This window comes from Methanoplanus limicola DSM 2279, assembly GCF_000243255.1.
GTDB lineage: Archaea > Halobacteriota > Methanomicrobia > Methanomicrobiales > Methanomicrobiaceae > Methanoplanus > Methanoplanus limicola.
In genome coordinates, this window is the sequence record NZ_CM001436.1 from 522480 (window position 1) to 540060 (window position 17581).

Below are 17581 nucleotides of genomic sequence, written 5' to 3' on the forward strand. Positions count from 1 at the left end.
TATAAACCCCACCATAAATCAGGCGTACGTCAAAAAAATAAGGTGAATTCTGGCTAAATTCTAAAAGAATTTGGCGATATTGGGGTAAACGCGCAGTAGTCCATGCGGTTTGTCATTAAAATAGAGAAGTACTTAACTTTCTCAAGTTGGGCAGAAATACTCTGAGCAAAAAATGGGGTTTTTCAGGAAATGTTTAAAGTACTGTAATACAGTAAATTGAAAATTTTTTCTGAAGTTAATTCGCTTCCTTTTTATCGATTTTGCGAATAATTACTGCATTGATTACAGGATCTCCGACCAGGACATATCTCTTGATAACCTGCCCGTAAACCTCTACAATGTCATCCTTGTTTATGTCCTCCGAAACCCCGGTGAACATTTTTACCGAAATCTCCCCTGTCCGGTCTGCAACAAGAAACTGAGGCCTGTTAAGTGACTTAAACATCGCCCTCTCAGTGACACCCTCAATTCTGACGATGTTTCCTATTGAGGACTCATTGATTGTCTTAATCCTGACAGGTTTCGCCTCTGCCTCATATACAGGCGCGAGATCATTGTACTCCGTAGCACTCATATAACTAAGAATCAGCGGAATTACAAATAATGCTGCAATAACGGGAATTCCCCATAATAATGACCTGTAATCTCCTGTAAGAATTACATAGACCAAAAAAAAGAATGCAAAAAATCCCACCACCCCGATATTGATGGCCGAGATATTTACATTCGTATTTTTAATTTTCATTTAAAACCGTTTATTTGGCTGCTTCAATATCTTTTCTGAATGCAATCCAGTAGATGACACCAACAAAGAGCATACCGCCGACGATGTTTCCGATTGTGACGACGATGATGTTGTTTGTCCACATTGTTACCCAGCTAAGGTTTGCAAGTTTTGCACCGACTGCTGCTGCCTGGTCTGCACTGAGATATGGAGCGGTCAGAATTCCGGCAGGGATGAAGTACATGTTTGCTACACAGTGCTCAAATCCTGTTGCAACGAAGGCCATGATTGGGAACCAGATACCGACAATCTTACCGATTGCATCATCTGCACAAATTCCGAGAAGAATTGCAAGGTTGACGAGCCAGTTACAACAGATTGCCTTAAGGAAGCATGACCATGTTGCTGCAAGGCCGATATAACTTGTCTTTCCTGCTGCAATGCTTACTGCTGTCACACCAAAGGCAGTTGCTGATCCGACACCAGCTGCACTCCATGATGTGAGCGGACCGTATGCCATAAAGTAAGCGAATACGAGTGAACCGATAAGGTTACCTATGTAAACCCATATCCAGAGATTAAGAACTGAACCCCAGCTGACCCTGTGGATAAAGGCAGCCATAGGTGCAAACATTGCGTCTCCGGTAAAGAGTTCTGCACCGGTAAGCACGATGATTATAAGTCCGACAGGGAACACGGCACCAAGAACTAACTTTGCAATACCTGCTCCGAGGAAGCCTGCAGTGCCAGTATAACATACTGTTGCAAGTGCTGCTCCCATTGCGATATATGCTCCGGCCATAAAGCCACGTAGAAGCATATTCTGCATGGAAAGACCTACTTTTGCCTTTCCTGCATCTCCTGTTTTAGCAACTATTGTTGCTGGGGGATGAAAAACCATTACATTTCCTCCAAATTGTTATGCCTGATTGAAATAACAAACGTACCTCACATTTCGTAGGCAGATAAGAATCAATTTAGGATGATATTAAAATCTTTCCAATTTATCCGGAGTATTTGATGTATAATGCCCAAATCAGAATATTGAACCAGCCCAACACTCGCCGAAAACATATTTACATTTTAAATAGGTAAATCATATTTGATTAATGAAAAAGTAAAACACGCATTATCATACAAATATTTCAGATAAAAAAGCTGAGGTGTGGATAATTAAAAAAACAGCACCGCAGTCAATAATTATAGACATCCGGACACAAACAGGTAATAATTAACATCAATTATAATGATAAAAGCAGTCACTACAGCAGGTATGATACCGGGGCATGAGAGTTTAAAGATAACAGGTGCGCCTTTTTCAGCATAAGTCAATAATTAACAGCAAAAATGGGTATTTATATCAAAAACGTATAAATTACATCATAATATGAGGGATGTAAAGATTCCGCCAATGCTGATTCAGCTGATTGATTCAGGAATATCCGGCATTGACGGGAAAATCTTTGAAAATGCAGATAAATGTCCGGAATGTGCAGGAAAGCTGATCACGCATGACTTCAGAAGGAAAAAATTTGCGACAAGAATTTACAGAGAACAGAGAAATCCGGTATATGTCAAAGTTAAACGGTTCAGATGCAGAGAATGCGGCAGACTGGTTTACGCCGATGAACCATTTTATCCGAAAATCAGGACAGGCGCACCGGTTGTGGACTTCTGCCTCGCAAACAGTGAAAGATATTCATATGCTCATATTTCAAGAATCCTTAAGCACCTGCATATTTATGCCAGCCCTTCATCTGTCAGAAACTGTGCATCAGCAGACCTGAATATGCCTCCCGCAGTGGAGATGCATGGTGTATTCTTCCCGGCATCTCTGTTAAATCTTGCAGATGTCGGCTTTCCTGACAATTCAGGCATGGGAATGCCGGCAATTATGCAGATGATCTCAGAGAGGCATTTTTAAAAAAAAGAGGGGTCACCCCGTCAGCTGCCGGATTCCTTAAGCGGTTCCGCATCATAGGGGCAGAATATCTCATCACCGGATGTCCGGTAACCACAGAGAGGGCATACCTTCTCCTTTCTCTTCCCCCCGCCAAAAAAGGGTATCAGCGGGATAAAAAGAAACATAAAGAAGAACGGGAATCCGAGGTACAGCAATAAAATACTGATCCCCAGCGACCCCGCCAGAAGTATAAGGCTTAAAACTCCCCTCTGCGTAGCGCCACCTCCCTGACGGCAAAGGCAGGCAGCGCATCAGAGAAGCTCTCTGACTCTTTCCGGAAGTCAAGGCCGCCAAACTCCTTTACGATGATATGTGACCCGATTCCGGCTGCAATTATCGAGTCGCACCCTGTCTTATCCATCACATCCCTTATTGAAGAGCCGATTATCTCCATCTGCATACTATAAAATTCACGTGCAATATCAAGCGCGCCCTCCTCTCCAATCTCACAGAGATCTGAGCATACTACCCTTGCAAGCCGCCGGAGTGAGGAGTTGTAGTCCCTGCCTGCACCATCTGCCGCAGGAGAGGTATAGCCGGCCTCAGAGATGTTTCCAAGGACCAGATGAGCATCTGCACTCTGTGCGAAATATTCACTGCTCACAGGTGTATTTATGCCGTTTACAGATGCAGACCTGATTACAGCCGGAACTGTTGTCCGGAGGGTCCCCGAATATACAAGATAACCTGCCCTGAGCCTGTCGAGATCAGTCATGCCTCTGAGTGTTTCAAATGAGTTCAGAGGAATTATATCCACAGTCGTGCTGCCCATGTCCACAAGAAGGGATGAGGGATACTTCTCCCGCAGATAATCGGCAGAAGCAAGCCAGTTCGCAGCCGCAAGTGAGCAATCAGGTCCGGTGTGGAACTGCCCGTCCATCCCGTAAAAATATGAGTCAGGCACTGCATCCCTGACAGATTTTACGATATATTCTATCCCTTCGTTCTTATCCGAAAATCCGTCCGCGAGCTCACCGCTCATCACAACAGCCGCAGTTTTTCCGGAATATACCTTCAGCAGTTCGGTTAACGGAGAATCCTGCCACATAGGACAGTAGTGAATTACGACATCCCTGCCGTCCACAATCTTCAGGTTTGCACCGCCTACGTCAATGCCGATAACAGAATCAGGATTCATACCGCCTTTCAAAGCCTCTTCACCCCGCCTTTTGTGTCAAAGGAAACCCTTCCGTTCAGGTGCACCTCTTCAGGCACATTGCCCTTTGATGACTCCACGAGAATATCAGCTATCTCCTCCTCCATAACCGCCGCTATGCCGACAAGGCTCGTTGTCGGTCTCGGATTTACATCAACAACATAGACCTTATCAGCAACCACAACGTCAATTCCGGTATAGCCCTGACACCCAAGGACATTGAGTGTCTTTACTGCCGTATCTATTATCTCATCCGCCCTTGGGTGCTCCACAGGTGTTTCACCGCCGAGGTACCGGTAATGCCCGTCCTCTGTTCGCTCGATGTACTGCCTGTTCAGTGCAAGGACAAGCGGCGGCCTTCCGCTGTATGAATTGCAGGTATCGCCTACAAGCCGGCTTCCCACAAGGCTGACGCTGATATGTTCACCTTCAATATACTCCTGGCCGAATTCATCATCACCAGGAATACCGTCTGAAAGGCGCATATTCTGACCGTCAACACCTTTGACCTTCTTTATGATGCGCACACCGGAGTCAACTTCGCGCGGGACAGCTATACCGTGCATTGTGAGTATATCCCCGGTTCTCCTCTTATTGGAGCAGATAGTGATATTCAGGCTGCCGCAGCCGAGGCTTCTGGTATTGTCCTCAAGAATCTTTGTAAATCTGCCCAAGAGATCGTCAGGTGCAACCACAATACCGACATCACAGAGAGGTGCAAGGCGCTTTAATTCTTCAGAAAAATCACCGCCTTCAGGGGAAAAAACCTCATATCCGCATCTCTCAAAACTCTCAGAGAGTACTTTAAGCATAGCAGCACCCTCAGGTGCAAGGTCAGGTTCATTGAATACCGTATATTCGGCAACGAGGGCCTTCATTGAATAATTATTTCGGCTAAAATAAAATTAGGATGACGATCCTTGCCGGAGTTATGCCGGCTGACCCGGAGGCTATAGATCCTTACTTTTTTTCAGGTCATCAATCGCCTTTTTCATCCGGTTCTCTTTGGAATCCTTCTTTTTCACTGGCTGGGTTGCAGCCTTTTTATTATAATACTCAAGATCACAGTTTTCAGATTTAAGCCTGTCAACTTTTGCCGTGAGCCATTCAACCTCTCTTCTTCCCTTACCGCATTCAGAGAAGAGATAGCCGAGGATGAATGAGACTGCCGACATTATAACCGCAAGAATGCCAAGAACAATAAACTGAATGTTGCAGCTGCTGTAATCCGGAATAATGCCTGAGGCAGCATTTACACCACCGGAAGGATTATCCACAGCAGAGGTGTCGGAGGTTTTGGAGTTATCTGCCGTATCAGATATTCCGGAACTGTTCCCGCCGGACTGTGTACCCGGTGAAGTGACGGCTGACGGAGTCAGAACCGGATATTCACCACCGTAACTCTTTCCAGAGGCAAATCCACTGTAATCAAGAGTCAGAACATTATTATCCTCATTGCTCTCTGCAAGAATACCTGTGCAGTCGCCCGTTATTTTTATAAGAGACCCTTCACCGACCATTTCCACAGGAATATTATAAGTGGACTGAACCGACTCTCCGGGATTTAAGGAGATTTCAATCCCATCAGTCACATTTTGCCCGCCCACCTCAAGCATCAGCATTGCAGATGGTATCACAGCGCCGCCGGTGTTCTCAACAGTATAATAGAGAGTAACAAAAGAGGGGAATTTCTCATTGTAAGAGACCTCCGCACCTGCTATCGAAATATCCGGGAGAGATGAAGGCGCATTGACCATAATCTCAGCCACCTGCCAGTCATCTGGAGAAGTAAGCCCTACACCGCGCTTGTCCCGGACATAATATGCCGGAGAAAATTTCCATAATCCGGATTTTTCCGGGGTGAAAGGCGCCCTCACCCTAAATTTACTTCCGGGTTCAATTACCTCGTTTATATACGAACCGCCAACTGCGATCTCTTCACCGTCAGGAGATGTAGCCATGAAATAAAGACCGTTTGGCAGAGTAACCGTAAGCGGATTGGGCATCTCTGCACTATATTCCAGATAGTAAGAGAGAAGTATGCTATCTCCGGGTTCCGGTTTATCACTGTCGCCTGATATTGTGAAATCCTTTAGTGTGAGCCGGTGATCTGACACCAGAGTATCTTCCTGGCTGAAATATACCATATCCTCTGCTGAGGCAGAGAATACAGAGGTAAAAATGGCCAGGATAATTATTGAAAAATATAATATCTTTTTTTCCGGGAGGAACATCAGCAGACTCCTCATTATATTTCGTTTTTGTCTGATAAAGAACTAATCATTATTTATTTAAGACAGGAATTATATCACGAATAAGAATAATTTCCGGCAGCCGCAGCCGGATCTATACTGCCGCCAGGCGATCTGAACACAACATTATCAAAAGGAAAAAAAGCCTTAAAACCATTCATTTAATATTTCAGTGGCCGCAATTAAAAACGGGTTATGAAGCCGAAAATTTTACTTACAAACGATGACGGAGTTACATCAACAGGGCTTTGGGCTGCATATGATGCACTCTCTGAATTTGCCGAGGTGATCGTTGCCGCACCATCAACACAGCAGAGTGCTGTGGGTAGATCTATATCCATATTTGAGCCGATAAGAGTAAACAGGATTACAATAAACGGAAATGAGGCATATTCTGTCGGCGGCAAACCGACCGATTCGGTCATAATCGGACTGTATGCACTGAAAATAAAACCCGACCTTGTAGTATCCGGAGTCAACATTGGTGAAAACCTCTCCTTTGAGTCTGTAATGACCTCCGGAACAGTAGGCGCTGCACTTGAAGCGGCAAATCATAACTATCCGGCTGTTGCCTTCTCACTTCAGGTCGAGGACCAGGCTGACAAATTTGATGACCCGGGATTTTATTCAAAGAACTTTGAAAATGCAAAGAATGTCATAAAAACGGTCTGCAAAAAACTCTTAAATGAAGGATTCCCGGAAGGTGCCGATGTAATCAACGTCAATATCCCAAGCGAGATAAAAGGCGGATATGAAATTACAAGGCTTGCAGAGAAACTCTTTGAGACCGGAGTTGAGAAGAGGCTTGACCCGAGGGGCAAACCCTATTTCTGGATAAACGGACCGCTGTATGAGGTGGCAGAGGAAGGAACCGATGTTCATGCGGTATCAAACGGAAATATATCAATAACGCCGCTCACCCTCGACTGTACATCATACAGAAGTATGGAAGATATGAAGAATAATTTTAAATTATAATTTTTTTTACGGAAAAACAGAGAGAAATTATTTTATTCCGAAAGAATTTCACGGAATTTTTCAGCTACCGCAGGATCCTTCTCCTGAGAAAGCGCTTTTCTTATCTCTTCAATCGCTGTAGGGCTGCCTGATTTTTTTATTGAGAGGGCAGTAATTCTTCTGACATAGTCATTTTCATCTCTCAAAAGAGGAATCAGAGCAATTCCCACCTCAGGAATTCCAAATTCACCGAGGCTTTTTGCCGACATATACCTCACATGATCCTTTTCATCCCTAATTCCGGCGAGCAGGGGACTGATTGATCTCTCATCAGCTATCATACCAAGGGCTTCAGCCGCACGATATCTGACAATCCAGTCTTTATCATCAAGAAGAGGAATCAGACTCAAAACTGACTTTGATCCAAGCCCTGCAAGATTTTCAGCCGCCCTTTTTCTGGTATCCTTTGATGGATTCCTGAGGAGTTCGACATTGAGAATAATCTGATCCTGTACTGACATTACATTAATTATTGAACTGCTGATTATAAAATGATCCTGTTAAGGCAGAATTCTGCCGAATTATCATAATTCCCCGCAGATATGACGAACGATTATGCACACCACAATAGATCAGAATATGAAATTATTTTGATATTTTCCGGCATCCCTGAAAAATATAGATGATATTTTGGATAATAGCAGATATTACGACCTTATTTTAGCCCACCAGGAAATAAATCATCAAATCCCTCCATGAACCTGTCTATATCGGCTTCATCATAAGGGCCGGATTCATATCCGGTAAATACAGAGAGAACGCCGTTGAATGTTGAGGCAGTGAGGAGAAAACCGGGAGGATAGCAGACAACCGGAAGAAAACATAAATCCTCCGGACTGAGAAGTGTACCGTTCTTTCCCGGAATATTGCTGAATTTTTCGCCGGAAATTACACCAATATTGGATAAAACAGGATTTTTGAGGTCTGAATCACGATATGTTGAGATCATGCCGTCAAAGAACTCTTTTATCCGCGGTATGCCTTCGTTATAGAGATTTCTGTAGAAGAGGACTGAACCAAGCCCCAGATTACTATTTTTCCTCTCTTTTGTTGCTGCAATTATACCAGGCAGAATATCTTCAATACCAAAATATCTGCTGGTAACTGCAGAAATTTCATACGCAGCCGAGAGGTTTGCCGGTGAGCAGTTCTCAATATCCGGAATATACCTCCTGAGATCGGCAGAGGTCAGCATGGCATTCTTCCGGTTGTCATCCACAGGGTCATCTCTGACCTTACAAAGCGCCAGGAAAAATACGGCTATCAAAAGGTCGTTTACTGTCCCGCCATACCTCCTGCATACCTCCTTTGCCTCTGAGAGCCTCTCATGATCAAAGTCCCTCCTCGCCATTCTCCTCTCCCCACGCCCGTGGTACAGAAAAGGGAAATTCCAGGTGTCGGTAATCTTTTCCTCTTCTGTCAGTGCCTCTTTTAAGACGGAATCAGGATACATATCATAGATCCGGGATAAAGAACGGTCAGGAGACTGAATTTCCGGTATGAATCCGGAATTGTCATACAAATTCCTGTACACTGTAAATATGTATTCCGATATATCAACCAGACCGCGTGCGTCCATCGCACCGTGATGGCATGTCACTGTGATCAGGTCACTTCCGGGATATTCTGTTCTGAAAAGGTCAACCCTGATCTGCGGGCCGGATCTGACATCAAGAGGCTTTGGCGGTATCTTATATGGTATTTCTTCAGGGTTGCAGTCTTTGTGAAATACAAATGCATCCGGATATCTTTCAGGCCCTGTTCTCTCCCAGAAGCACCGGTTCTCCGATTCCACAAACTTTGCAGAGAGAAACGGCACAGACCCAAGTGTGAGGATAACTGATCTCCTGAGAATTTCCTCATCCATCATGCCGGAGTAACGCACCATGAGGTGCATTGTCGGATCATAAATCCTCTCAAAGAAGACATTGAATACATCAAAAGGTTCTGCGGTAAAACGGCAGTTTTGCCCGGAATCTGAATCCGGTCCAGGTTCAGAATTCAGACCGGAATTATCTTTATCCTGTGCAGGCATGTTAAGAAAATAATGAACTGTATCAGATAAAGAGATTATCAAAAAGGGATACGCCCAGTACGGAATTCGAATCCGTGTCGCAGCCGTGACAGGGCTGCATGATAGGCCACTACACTAACTGGGCAGACTTATGCTTAAAATCAGCATAATATATTGAACATAAGAGTTATTTAAACATTTGATCTGGCATTGCTCCGGTCGCAGAAGGAATATGACCGGAAGAGGACAGAGATGCAGGGTAAAATGAAATATAATATTTAAATTTCAGTTCTCTTCAGAAATTCTGAAAAATATTCCGCGGTTCTCCCTTTTTTCTCTGATTCTTCCCTCTTCAATCAGAAGCTGGATATACTTGTTCACCTCATTTTTGTGCATCCCGAGAACGGATGAAAGGTCACCGGCAGTGCAGGGCCTGCGCCTTATCGTCTGCATGATCTGCTCCACTGCATCGCCGGAAAAACTGCCTATACCAGACCTTGACGATGGTCTGCCTGTTATCTCCGTTCCTTCGTAACCAAGACCTGCCGCAAATCTCTCCATCTCTTCAGGAGTTGCCGCCCTGATCCAGTCAACCACTCCGGGACGGTCAAGAGTATTGAGCTGAACCCTGTCAGGCGCAATCCTGTGCACTGCCTCCGACAGAGCAGCAAGTTCTTCTTCAGTATCGTTCAGTCCCGGAACAACAAATATTTCAAGCCAGATCTCACCGGAAAACTCCTTTCTAAGTTCTGCAAGCCCAAAGATTATCTCATCAATCACTACTGAACTACACGGACGGTCAATCTTCATAAACCCTGCCTCTGTCGCAGAGTCAAGCGAAGGGATAATCACATCCATATCCATGACCTCATCCCGGACACTCTTATCTGAAAAAAGACCGCCATTGGTTAGAAGAGCGATTCTGTAACCCGGAAATTTACTCTTTATGTAACGGCAGATCTCACCTGTACCGCTGTGAAGCGTCGGCTCACCTGAGCCGGAAAATGTGATATAGTCAAGCCTGGGAGAAGCTGAAAGGTACGAGTCAAGCTCTTCTGTAACTTCTGCGGTGGGGACATACTCGCGCCTCTTTGCAGTAAGGGAGGTGGTCCTGCCGCATTCACAGTATATACAGTTGTAGTTGCATGTCTTCGGCGGTACAAGGTCTATCCCAAGAGATATTCCAAGCCTTCGCGAAGGAACAGGCCCGAAGAGATGCCTGTAATTATTAGCATTATTTGTATCGTTATTCATATGCACCGGCAGGGATCAATATTCACAATTGATGATAATTAAAGCATCCAAAATATCACATCACCAAAAAGGCCCTGATGACGGATGAAGCAGAGAGATGTATCACAGGAACTATCCATAAACAGAAAAATCTGACTTTACACAGATTACAGACGTAATGCAGATGCATAGATCAGAAATTAAAGAGACTTTAAAATCCGGAGAAAATCTGCAAAAATCGTGACAAAAAATATAATACGCCCAGTACGGAATTCGAATCCGTGTCGCAGCCGTGACAGGGCTGCATGATAGGCCACTACACTAACTGGGCAGTAAAGTAATTTTACCATACTAGATTGTCACAATAAACATTTTAACCCTTCGGTTTGGATATTTGTAAAGAATCAGGGAAAATGAAGAGATATTCAACGGTGCACACTCAGGAGAAATTCCGGCAGGAAACAAAACCGGTAATGAACAGGAAAAAAAGAAAATATTCACGGGCATTTCAGACAGAATAAAATAATAATAGTGAAAATACTGCATAATGGAAGATGACGAGTCATACAGGCGCGCAAAGGAGAAGGTACAGGAGCTGAAGGGTTTTTATTCACATCTCTCAGCATACATCCTCGTGAACATCATACTTATTCTGATAAATCTGATAACATCCCCGCAGTCACTCTGGTTCTACTGGATAACTCTCTTCTGGGGGATAGGTATACTGGTTCATGCATGGAACACATTTGGACACTGTAAAATCCTCGATAAGAACTGGGAAGATAAAAAAATAAAGGAATACATGGATAAGGAGAAGAAGAACTGAAAGGAATATTCAGAGGCAAATCAGATTATAATTAACAGAATATGAAGAATAATGAGATAATGATCAACTTTTAGCTGAAGGGAATACCGGAAAACTTCAGATTAACCTTCATCCGTCTCCGGAAAAATAATAAGGAACTTTTTTTGCAGTCATCCGGGAACTTATCCGGGCGTCCGGATTATCATAACCGGATAAATCAGTATAAAGGTAAATATTCACAGTTAAAACTTAAGAGAAATAATAAAACAAAAAGGGTTACGCCCAGTACGGAATTCGAATCCGTGTCGCAGCCGTGACAGGGCTGCATGATAGGCCACTACACTAACTGGGCAAAATTCAGACTCTTTGACTCACCAAAAAGGTGAGTCCCGCCTCCCGGATTCGAACCGGGGACATCGCGGTAGCCGCGCAGTTACTCCTTTCGTCAGAGTAAACCAAACTACAGCCGCGCACTCTACCAGTCTGAGTTAAGGCGGGCATGGTGCTCTACAATATACGCCAGTCTGACGTTTAAACATTTCCTTTTTGATTTGTTAGAGAGTTCCGGGGAGAACCTGCCGAAAACATACTGAAAAATAGTAAAACATCCTTAGAATTAGAAAAAAAGCCCAAAATACAGACATTAAGAAACAACAATAACACGAAAGGAAAAATTAACCCGGAAAAAATATTCAAAGAAAAACGCCTGAATCAGAAAAGCGCAGAGAAGAGATCAGCCATACACAACCCATCCACCAGGTACACAAAACCACATTAAGAGCAAAAAATGCAGGTCCTAAGAATCACCTCCCATCATGAGAGTGAGAGAGAGAGAGAGAGATTACCAGAAATACGCCAGGCAGGGAAACGTGCAGAATATTCATTCAAAACCTTTGAGATCCTGAAAAAAGACCCGATAAAAAAACTCATCTGAAGAGAATAAGCGATAGAAAATAAAAATTAATCTGCCGGAAATAGAAAGTTAAAAAAATATTCAGATGGCCGTCTCCTGGCCACCCTCAAATGCTGCTTTGATCTGAGACTGAAGCTGTTCAAACTTCGTCTGAAGAGCCTTCTCCTGCTTGTCAAGTGATTTTACCCTGAGCTCAAGTGTCTCGATCTTTTCAGCAAGATCCTCAGTTACTTTCGGCTTATCCTTCTGCATCATAACAGAACCCACCATAACAAAGACTTCAGCATCTTCAGAGACAGTCCTGAGTTCCTCTTCAGCTTTCTTTGCCTCTTTTACAGACATCTCATAGTTCATCTTCTGCTGCATGATTGTCTGGAGCTGCTGCTGCACCTGCTGGAGCATTGCAATCTGATTCTGCATTTTTGGTGAAATATTATTCATGAATCAATTACCTCTTTCATCTCGTTCGCAATATTAATTAGTCTCAGCCACGTATTAAGAGCCGCTCTCATAGCGTGTATATCCTTTGCAGAGATCCTCAGAAGAACCTCAGTATCACTATTCAGAATAACCTCTGCAAAAGATCTCCCGGACTCATCATCCGCTTCAGGCAGGACAGATTCATATATCAGCCCTGCATCTGAAGTCTGAAAAGAAAATACAGCCTCATGAATCATATCTGATTTTAAGGACATACCTTCTCCTCTGCGGACCGTCAAAGATAAGCTTTGACTCCCCGCAGTCAGACATTACAGTATTCATGTGCGGACTCAGAATCTCATACAGGGCATGGTTGCCGGTCCGGATACCGTAAACAAGCTCACCTTCCCTCACCTCTTTACTGACAGATGAAAAAAAGATCTCCGCTTTCAGTTCAGAATCCGAATAAAAATTTATTGAAAAATTCCGCCCTGATCCTGACACAATCAAAACGTCTTCATCAATTGAGATTATATCGCCAATTCCTGACTTTCCTCTCGGAGTATAATGACAGCCAAGAGAGAAAGCAAGATCCTTTGAAAAAGTCCTGATCCCCGGATTAGGTTTCCGGGATGTAGTAACTTCCATTATCTGGCTTTTATTTTCTTTATTGCTGCACCGCGCTCCTTAAAGAGAATACGGTGACCACAGTAGGGACATCTGACATTGACGTCGATCTCAACCTTCTGCTTGCATCTGGCGCACTTATATCCGGCCATGAAATATCAGCTACCTTTATTCCTTAATCAGTGAGCGCTCAATTGTACGGAGTGCCACCTTAAGGTTAGGTGTCTGCGGGACATATGCTCCGCCTGCGAACTTGTTTCCGCACTTGCGGCATTCCCAGATACCAGTACCTTTACGCTTTACTGCAATGGTCTCGCATTTCGGGCAGACATGCTTTGCCTTTGCGACCTTTTCAATCTGGTTGACACGCTTTCTGATAAAACGGCCGTACCTTGGTCCATATCTTCCTGCACTACCACTGATTCTTCCTTTTGCTCTTTGTTTTCCTGCTTTAGCCATTTTTACAATTCCCTGAAATTTTGGTCTGTATATATTACTCTTTCAACCTTATTAATACTGACATTATCTTTTTCAGGCCTGGTCAAGGATCTTAACCTCACCGTCGCCCTTTGTCAGCCGGTTTATCATATTATAGAACTCTTCCTGAATCCCTGCCGGAATTGTGCATACGCACACCCAGGAGCCGTCATTCTGCCACTCTTCCCTCTCAACCGTTGTTCCGGATGAGATCTCACCATATGCTTTTGGCGCATAGTCAGCCGGAATTTTTACAGCAAACTTAATCTCTGCAAATTTAATCGGAAGAATGGGCCTTAAGGCCTTAACAACGCTCTTAACCTGTTCATCGAGATGCTTAAAAGGATCAACTGATATTTTTGCCTCCTCCATAGCCATCTCAATTCTTTTGGGGGGATGCGGAAGTTTGTTCTGTGGATTAATTGCATTGCGGGAGATGAAATTGACGATCTGTTTTCTTTTATCCTCAACCATCTGCTTTCTCTGCTCTGCTGTAAGGTGAATCTCACCTTTGTGAATGATCCTTCTTGCAACAGTCTCAAAATCCGTAGAATCAAAAACCTTCTTCAGATTCTCTTCAGAGGCTTTCTCTGCTTTTGACGAGTTTTCAAAGATAAAAAGCGCAGCAACTGCATCCTCAATATCAATATCCGTCCCGTGCCGGATATCTGCCACAAGGTCGGGATCGACAAGTATCTCAAACTTCTCACCATGGCTCTCAAGCCTTGCGACAACTGCCTTATCAAGAGGGATCATATCATCACTACTCCTTTAATTTACTCCTCAGTTTCTTCTTCAGAAGATGCTATGGATGCCTCAAATTCATCAACATAAATTTTGACATCCTCTTTGGTCATCTTCTCAAACAGCTGATTTTCAAGCTTTACAACGCCCATCTCTACATTATTGACATCAAAACGGCCCTCAGTCGCAGCATGAAGCGCCTTCAGTCCCATAGGAATTGCATTCTGAATAGTCATTGACTCGTCATACTCCTCTTCAAAGACCTTCATCACAGCCGGACGCCCGGTTCCGATTGCCGTTGCCTTGTACTCAAGGAGAGTCCCTGAAGGATCAGTCTCAAAAAGCCTTGGAGTATCCTCACTGATACCTGCAATAAGAAGCGCAGTACCATACGGCCTTGCGCCGCCATACTGTGTAAGTGTCTGCATATGGTCACAGAGTTTCTTTGAGAGGGTTTCAATGTCGATGGATTCGTTATATGTCACCCTGTTGATCTGTGATTCAACCCTTGCCCTGTCAACAAGCGCCCTTGCATCACCCACAAGTCCGGATGAAGCAACCGCGATATGCTCATCTATCATGAAAATCTTCTCAATTGAAGTCTGTTCAAGAAGTTTTGAGCTAATCCTCTTATCAACAATAAGTACAATTCCGTCCGAGCATTTGATACCCACAGCAGTTGTTCCTCTCTTAACCGCCTCACGTGCATATTCTACCTGGTATAACCTTCCGTCAGGGCTGAAAACAGTAATTGCCCTGTCATATCCACCCATCTGAGCATTCATTGGCTGCATAATATCTCCTCAATATCTTCTCTTGTAAAATACAATATCTTCTGGTGTTTAATTCCTTTTTGATGTAAATCAACCTTTTCCTGTGACCGGAAAGAATATACAAATTCCTCGCCGCCGATAGTGATGCCACAATCATTTCCCGGAGGAGGAGGCACAGGTATCTTTCTCTTAAGGGCGGCAATCGTTCCGGAGACTGAAACAGACCTCAGTGCAGATACAGCACCCGACTCTGCGGTGACAAACGAAAGTGCAGTCTCAAGCTTTCTTTCCTGTCCTCTGCGGCATCTGACTATAATATACCCGGCTTCTGAATATACAACCGACATATTAATCTCAGCCGCTCCTGCATCACCGAAAAGTCCTGCCAGAATCTCCTGGAGGAGATAATAGACAGTTTTTCCGTCAGGAACTGCACCATGGGGCACAACCCTTGCAAGAATGTACCTCTTCTTCTCTCTCATAGTCGGAGGGACAGGTTTCATGCAGAGATCACCTCTACACTCTCCGCCGGATTTAAAATCCTTTCAACAGACGTGAGAGACTGCCTCACCTCATCCGTAGTCATGCCAAAGAGTGAACAGATATTCTCCACTTCACGGATACCTTTCATCTCCGGATATGAACGGGCGCCGGATGAGACAGAGAGCATAAAGCCGTATTTCCGTGAAAATTTCAGTATGTCCCCATACATCGTCAGTGTCTTCTGCCTTAAAAATCCGGATTTTCTGATTATTGCAGACAGGTCAATATCCACTGCCACACCCTTCTCAGCAGCATATCTTGCAGATACATCATCAAAAGATCTCCTCTCGCATCTCTCAATTCCTTTTAAAATATTTACCTTCCCGGATGAGATGACGGATCTGTTAAAAGAGGCATCACCTGCATATGCGGCAATGATATCACAACCCCTGCACTCCTTCTTCAGGATTTTCCGGAAGTCGTTAAACCCGGAAGAGCAGATAAGGCAGCCTTTCAGGAGAGATACACCGTAAAACTCCCCTGAAGTTTCACAGTCCATACAGACCAGACGCCCGTACCCGAGATAACGGCCCTCAAGCGCCATCCTGCGGACACTCGAATCTCCGGAAGGGTACGGATATACGCAGGCGTCAGAATATAACATACAATAAGAGATCCTTAAAAAAAGAAAAAATTATTTCCCTTTGTTCTCGTTGGAACGGATACTCGGGCGGGTCTTTTCAGTTCCCTTGCCTCTTTTACCCATTCCACGTCCCTTAACACCGGCGCTGGTCTTACCACGCTCAGCACGTCCCCTGTGAACAGAGTCTGCCATCCATGAGAGATGCGGATCGTTTTTGATCGCCGGGTGATGTCCGTCAACAAGAATGACTTCATACCACTTTGCTCTTCCGTCCTGACCTACCCAGTAGGAGTTGAGAACTTCCATGTTGACATAGCGGACCGATGCACGCTCTTCAGCGATTCTCTGGATGCTCTTGCCGGCAGTGCGGCGGCGCATACCCATACGGTTAGTACGGCGTCCGCGGATATAACGCGGAACTCTGCGGCCACCACGGCGTACCTTCACACGGACTACGATGATACCCTGCTTTGCACGGTACCCAAGAGTGCGTGCACGGTCAATCCTGGTTGGGCGGTTAATACGAACGATACTGCCTTCTCTGCGCCAGTCCTGCATCCTGTGCCAGAGAAGATCTTTAACTTCCGATTTGTCCGGACGCTTCCATGCGTCACGAACGTATGAATACATAGATTTTGACATTTGTCATCACCTTAAAGGTTCAGCCCAAATTTTATGGGCCACATCCCTTTCTCCTGATGGGACTAATCCAACAGTTCTTTACAAGTTTGTCCGGGAGAGTATTAAAGTAATGGGCAGAGCGCCGGAAAATTCCCGGACTGCAAAAACAGCAGATCTTCACCGGCCCGAAAAAAAGCAGTATTGTAATCCGGAAAAAAGGGCAGGATTACATATATCTGCCGGATTCAGCCCTTAATCTTCTCAATTACGTGAACGTCCTCAATTCCGGTTTCAGGATACTGTCCGTCCTCATCTTTTTCAGCGGATTTTACCATATCCCAGACTGTCAGAAGCGCGACTGAAACTCCGGTGAGGGCCTCCATCTCAATACCAGTCCGTCCGAATGTCTTTGCAGTGCACTTCGCCTCGATATAGCTCTCATCCTCACCAAATTCAAAATCAACCGAGACCGAGCTTACCGGAATCGGGTGGCACATAGGAATCAGGTTTGATGTATGCTTGGCCGCCATAATACCGGCGACCCTTGCTGTGGCAAGGACATTGCCCTTTATGACATCCCCGTTCTTTATAGCATCAAGAGTTTCAGGCCGGAGGTATATCCTGCCGCCGGCTGTTGCCTGCCTTGATACGTCCTTCTTCTCCGATATATCGACCATGCTTGCACGATCGTTTTCTATGTGTGTAAATTCAGGCAT

At 44.6% G+C, this 17581-nt stretch carries 24 protein-coding genes and 4 tRNA genes; 4 read left to right on the forward strand and 24 right to left on the reverse strand.

The window, feature by feature from the left end; genetic code table 11:
- Nucleotides 1-235 precede the first annotated feature (235 nt).
- The gene (locus METLIM_RS02415; RefSeq protein ID WP_004076296.1) at nt 236-745 is read right to left on the reverse strand and encodes a hypothetical protein; all 510 of its coding nucleotides are present in this window, start codon (nt 743-745) and stop codon (nt 236-238) included.
- 10 nt (nt 746-755) lie between these two features.
- Nucleotides 756-1625, reverse strand: a complete 870-nt coding sequence (locus METLIM_RS02420; protein ID WP_004076297.1) for a formate/nitrite transporter family protein — start codon at nt 1623-1625, stop codon at nt 756-758.
- 486 nt (nt 1626-2111) lie between these two features.
- Here METLIM_RS02420 and METLIM_RS02425 point away from each other — a divergent pair, with 486 nt between their 5' ends.
- A complete protein-coding gene (locus METLIM_RS02425; RefSeq protein ID WP_004076298.1) occupies nt 2112-2648 on the forward strand; it encodes a hypothetical protein in 537 nt (178 codons plus the stop codon).
- 20 nt (nt 2649-2668) lie between these two features.
- Here METLIM_RS02425 and METLIM_RS02430 read toward each other — a convergent pair whose 3' ends face one another.
- From METLIM_RS02430 to METLIM_RS02445, 4 genes are all read right to left on the reverse strand, one after another.
- The gene (locus METLIM_RS02430) at nt 2669-2812 is read right to left on the reverse strand and encodes a hypothetical protein (protein ID WP_245543576.1); all 144 of its coding nucleotides are present in this window, start codon (nt 2810-2812) and stop codon (nt 2669-2671) included.
- 71 nt (nt 2813-2883) lie between these two features.
- Nucleotides 2884-3825, reverse strand: a complete 942-nt coding sequence (locus METLIM_RS02435; protein WP_004076299.1) for a hydantoinase/oxoprolinase family protein — start codon at nt 3823-3825, stop codon at nt 2884-2886.
- An 8-nt stretch (nt 3826-3833) separates the two neighbouring features.
- Nucleotides 3834-4721 carry an ATP-grasp domain-containing protein gene (locus METLIM_RS02440; RefSeq protein ID WP_004076300.1) on the reverse strand — a complete coding sequence of 296 codons (888 nt, stop codon included), beginning with the start codon at nt 4719-4721 and terminating at the stop codon, nt 3834-3836.
- Nucleotides 4722-4793: 72 nt separating this feature from the next.
- Complete coding sequence (locus METLIM_RS02445) at nt 4794-5990, reverse strand: CARDB domain-containing protein (RefSeq protein WP_217177997.1); 1197 nt, start codon at nt 5988-5990, stop codon at nt 4794-4796.
- Nucleotides 5991-6290: 300 nt separating this feature from the next.
- Between METLIM_RS02445 and surE the strand changes: the two genes are divergently transcribed.
- The gene (gene surE / locus METLIM_RS02450; RefSeq protein WP_004076302.1) at nt 6291-7073 is read left to right on the forward strand and encodes a 5'/3'-nucleotidase SurE; all 783 of its coding nucleotides are present in this window, start codon (nt 6291-6293) and stop codon (nt 7071-7073) included.
- 32 nt (nt 7074-7105) lie between these two features.
- On the opposite strand, the gene METLIM_RS02455 is transcribed toward surE, so the two are convergent.
- From METLIM_RS02455 to METLIM_RS02475, 5 genes are all read right to left on the reverse strand, one after another.
- The gene (locus METLIM_RS02455) at nt 7106-7573 is read right to left on the reverse strand and encodes a HEAT repeat domain-containing protein (RefSeq protein ID WP_004076303.1); all 468 of its coding nucleotides are present in this window, start codon (nt 7571-7573) and stop codon (nt 7106-7108) included.
- Nucleotides 7574-7767: 194 nt separating this feature from the next.
- Nucleotides 7768-9147, reverse strand: a complete 1380-nt coding sequence (locus METLIM_RS15970) for a hypothetical protein (protein WP_004076304.1) — start codon at nt 9145-9147, stop codon at nt 7768-7770.
- A gap of 51 nt (nt 9148-9198) precedes the next feature.
- A tRNA-Asp gene (locus METLIM_RS02465) sits at nt 9199-9271 on the reverse strand.
- A 140-nt stretch (nt 9272-9411) separates the two neighbouring features.
- Nucleotides 9412-10380 (reverse strand): radical SAM protein, encoded by a 969-nt coding sequence (locus METLIM_RS02470; RefSeq protein ID WP_004076305.1) that lies wholly within the window; start codon nt 10378-10380, stop codon nt 9412-9414.
- A 237-nt stretch (nt 10381-10617) separates the two neighbouring features.
- Nucleotides 10618-10690, reverse strand: a tRNA-Asp gene (locus METLIM_RS02475).
- A gap of 216 nt (nt 10691-10906) precedes the next feature.
- On the opposite strand from METLIM_RS02475, the gene METLIM_RS02480 reads away from it, so the two are divergent.
- Nucleotides 10907-11185 carry a 2TM domain-containing protein gene (locus tag METLIM_RS02480; protein ID WP_004076306.1) on the forward strand — a complete coding sequence of 93 codons (279 nt, stop codon included), beginning with the start codon at nt 10907-10909 and terminating at the stop codon, nt 11183-11185.
- A 258-nt stretch (nt 11186-11443) separates the two neighbouring features.
- On the opposite strand, the gene METLIM_RS02485 is transcribed toward METLIM_RS02480, so the two are convergent.
- Both METLIM_RS02485 and METLIM_RS02490 read right to left on the reverse strand, forming a co-directional pair.
- Nucleotides 11444-11516: transfer RNA gene (locus METLIM_RS02485), tRNA-Asp, on the reverse strand.
- Nucleotides 11517-11551: 35 nt separating this feature from the next.
- Nucleotides 11552-11662: transfer RNA gene (locus METLIM_RS02490), tRNA-Tyr, on the reverse strand.
- A gap of 289 nt (nt 11663-11951) precedes the next feature.
- Here METLIM_RS02490 and METLIM_RS16410 point away from each other — a divergent pair.
- On the forward strand, nt 11952-12098 hold the full coding sequence (locus METLIM_RS16410) for a hypothetical protein (protein WP_004076307.1): 147 nt from the start codon (nt 11952-11954) through the stop codon (nt 12096-12098).
- A gap of 60 nt (nt 12099-12158) precedes the next feature.
- Here METLIM_RS16410 and METLIM_RS02495 read toward each other — a convergent pair whose 3' ends face one another.
- The 11 genes from METLIM_RS02495 to moaC all read right to left on the reverse strand — a co-directional run bounded on the left by METLIM_RS02495 (nt 12159) and on the right by moaC (nt 17581).
- On the reverse strand, nt 12159-12518 hold the full coding sequence (locus METLIM_RS02495; protein WP_004076308.1) for a prefoldin subunit beta: 360 nt from the start codon (nt 12516-12518) through the stop codon (nt 12159-12161).
- The gene (locus tag METLIM_RS02500) at nt 12515-12772 is read right to left on the reverse strand and encodes a KEOPS complex subunit Pcc1 (RefSeq protein ID WP_004076309.1); all 258 of its coding nucleotides are present in this window, start codon (nt 12770-12772) and stop codon (nt 12515-12517) included. Before METLIM_RS02500 ends, METLIM_RS02495 begins: the two co-directional genes overlap by 4 nt.
- Nucleotides 12744-13145, reverse strand: coding sequence for a Brix domain-containing protein (locus tag METLIM_RS02505; RefSeq protein WP_004076310.1), 402 nt, complete (start codon nt 13143-13145; stop codon nt 12744-12746). Before METLIM_RS02505 ends, METLIM_RS02500 begins: the two co-directional genes overlap by 29 nt.
- Nucleotides 13145-13276: a DNA-directed RNA polymerase subunit P gene (locus METLIM_RS02510; RefSeq protein WP_004076311.1), complete on the reverse strand. Its 132-nt coding sequence runs from the start codon at nt 13274-13276 to the stop codon at nt 13145-13147. Before METLIM_RS02510 ends, METLIM_RS02505 begins: the two co-directional genes overlap by 1 nt.
- A 16-nt stretch (nt 13277-13292) precedes the next feature.
- Entirely contained in the window at nt 13293-13583 is a 291-nt protein-coding gene (locus tag METLIM_RS02515) for a 50S ribosomal protein L37ae (protein WP_004076312.1), read from the reverse strand.
- Between the two features lie 72 nt (nt 13584-13655).
- Nucleotides 13656-14357, reverse strand: a complete 702-nt coding sequence (locus METLIM_RS02520) for a ribosome assembly factor SBDS (RefSeq protein ID WP_004076313.1) — start codon at nt 14355-14357, stop codon at nt 13656-13658.
- Between the two features lie 20 nt (nt 14358-14377).
- Nucleotides 14378-15139 (reverse strand): archaeal proteasome endopeptidase complex subunit alpha, encoded by a 762-nt coding sequence (gene psmA, locus METLIM_RS02525; RefSeq protein ID WP_004076314.1) that lies wholly within the window; start codon nt 15137-15139, stop codon nt 14378-14380.
- Nucleotides 15127-15621 carry an Rpp14/Pop5 family protein gene (locus tag METLIM_RS02530; RefSeq protein WP_004076315.1) on the reverse strand — a complete coding sequence of 165 codons (495 nt, stop codon included), beginning with the start codon at nt 15619-15621 and terminating at the stop codon, nt 15127-15129. The genes psmA and METLIM_RS02530 overlap by 13 nt, the downstream gene beginning before the upstream one ends.
- A complete protein-coding gene (locus METLIM_RS02535) occupies nt 15618-16265 on the reverse strand; it encodes an RNase P subunit p30 family protein (RefSeq protein ID WP_004076316.1) in 648 nt (215 codons plus the stop codon). Before METLIM_RS02535 ends, METLIM_RS02530 begins: the two co-directional genes overlap by 4 nt.
- A 30-nt stretch (nt 16266-16295) precedes the next feature.
- Entirely contained in the window at nt 16296-16886 is a 591-nt protein-coding gene (locus tag METLIM_RS02540; RefSeq protein ID WP_004076317.1) for a 50S ribosomal protein L15e, read from the reverse strand.
- Between the two features lie 224 nt (nt 16887-17110).
- Entirely contained in the window at nt 17111-17581 is a 471-nt protein-coding gene (moaC, locus tag METLIM_RS02545; RefSeq protein ID WP_004076318.1) for a cyclic pyranopterin monophosphate synthase MoaC, read from the reverse strand.

Bases quoted from the DNA above. Each gene is read 5' to 3' on its own strand.
- METLIM_RS02415 (WP_004076296.1), bottom strand. From the start codon at position 745: ATGAAAATTAAAAATACGAATGTAAATATCTCGGCCATCAATATCGGG.
- METLIM_RS02420 (WP_004076297.1), bottom strand. From the start codon at position 1,625: ATGGTTTTTCATCCCCCAGCAACAATAGTTGCTAAAACAGGAGATGCA.
- METLIM_RS02425 (WP_004076298.1), top strand. From the start codon at position 2,112: ATGAGGGATGTAAAGATTCCGCCAATGCTGATTCAGCTGATTGATTCA.
- METLIM_RS02430 (WP_245543576.1), bottom strand. From the start codon at position 2,812: ATGTTTCTTTTTATCCCGCTGATACCCTTTTTTGGCGGGGGGAAGAGA.
- METLIM_RS02435 (WP_004076299.1), bottom strand. From the start codon at position 3,825: ATGAATCCTGATTCTGTTATCGGCATTGACGTAGGCGGTGCAAACCTG.
- METLIM_RS02440 (WP_004076300.1), bottom strand. From the start codon at position 4,721: ATGAAGGCCCTCGTTGCCGAATATACGGTATTCAATGAACCTGACCTT.
- METLIM_RS02445 (WP_217177997.1), bottom strand. From the start codon at position 5,990: ATGGTATATTTCAGCCAGGAAGATACTCTGGTGTCAGATCACCGGCTC.
- surE (WP_004076302.1), top strand. From the start codon at position 6,291: ATGAAGCCGAAAATTTTACTTACAAACGATGACGGAGTTACATCAACA.
- METLIM_RS02455 (WP_004076303.1), bottom strand. From the start codon at position 7,573: ATGTCAGTACAGGATCAGATTATTCTCAATGTCGAACTCCTCAGGAAT.
- METLIM_RS15970 (WP_004076304.1), bottom strand. From the start codon at position 9,147: ATGCCTGCACAGGATAAAGATAATTCCGGTCTGAATTCTGAACCTGGA.
- METLIM_RS02470 (WP_004076305.1), bottom strand. From the start codon at position 10,380: ATGAATAACGATACAAATAATGCTAATAATTACAGGCATCTCTTCGGG.
- METLIM_RS02480 (WP_004076306.1), top strand. From the start codon at position 10,907: ATGGAAGATGACGAGTCATACAGGCGCGCAAAGGAGAAGGTACAGGAG.
- METLIM_RS16410 (WP_004076307.1), top strand. From the start codon at position 11,952: ATGCAGGTCCTAAGAATCACCTCCCATCATGAGAGTGAGAGAGAGAGA.
- METLIM_RS02495 (WP_004076308.1), bottom strand. From the start codon at position 12,518: ATGAATAATATTTCACCAAAAATGCAGAATCAGATTGCAATGCTCCAG.
- METLIM_RS02500 (WP_004076309.1), bottom strand. From the start codon at position 12,772: ATGTCCTTAAAATCAGATATGATTCATGAGGCTGTATTTTCTTTTCAG.
- METLIM_RS02505 (WP_004076310.1), bottom strand. From the start codon at position 13,145: ATGGAAGTTACTACATCCCGGAAACCTAATCCGGGGATCAGGACTTTT.
- METLIM_RS02510 (WP_004076311.1), bottom strand. From the start codon at position 13,276: ATGGCCGGATATAAGTGCGCCAGATGCAAGCAGAAGGTTGAGATCGAC.
- METLIM_RS02515 (WP_004076312.1), bottom strand. From the start codon at position 13,583: ATGGCTAAAGCAGGAAAACAAAGAGCAAAAGGAAGAATCAGTGGTAGT.
- METLIM_RS02520 (WP_004076313.1), bottom strand. From the start codon at position 14,357: ATGATCCCTCTTGATAAGGCAGTTGTCGCAAGGCTTGAGAGCCATGGT.
- psmA (WP_004076314.1), bottom strand. From the start codon at position 15,139: ATGCAGCCAATGAATGCTCAGATGGGTGGATATGACAGGGCAATTACT.
- METLIM_RS02530 (WP_004076315.1), bottom strand. From the start codon at position 15,621: ATGAAACCTGTCCCTCCGACTATGAGAGAGAAGAAGAGGTACATTCTT.
- METLIM_RS02535 (WP_004076316.1), bottom strand. From the start codon at position 16,265: ATGTTATATTCTGACGCCTGCGTATATCCGTACCCTTCCGGAGATTCG.
- METLIM_RS02540 (WP_004076317.1), bottom strand. From the start codon at position 16,886: ATGTCAAAATCTATGTATTCATACGTTCGTGACGCATGGAAGCGTCCG.
- moaC (WP_004076318.1), bottom strand. From the start codon at position 17,581: ATGCCTGAATTTACACACATAGAAAACGATCGTGCAAGCATGGTCGAT.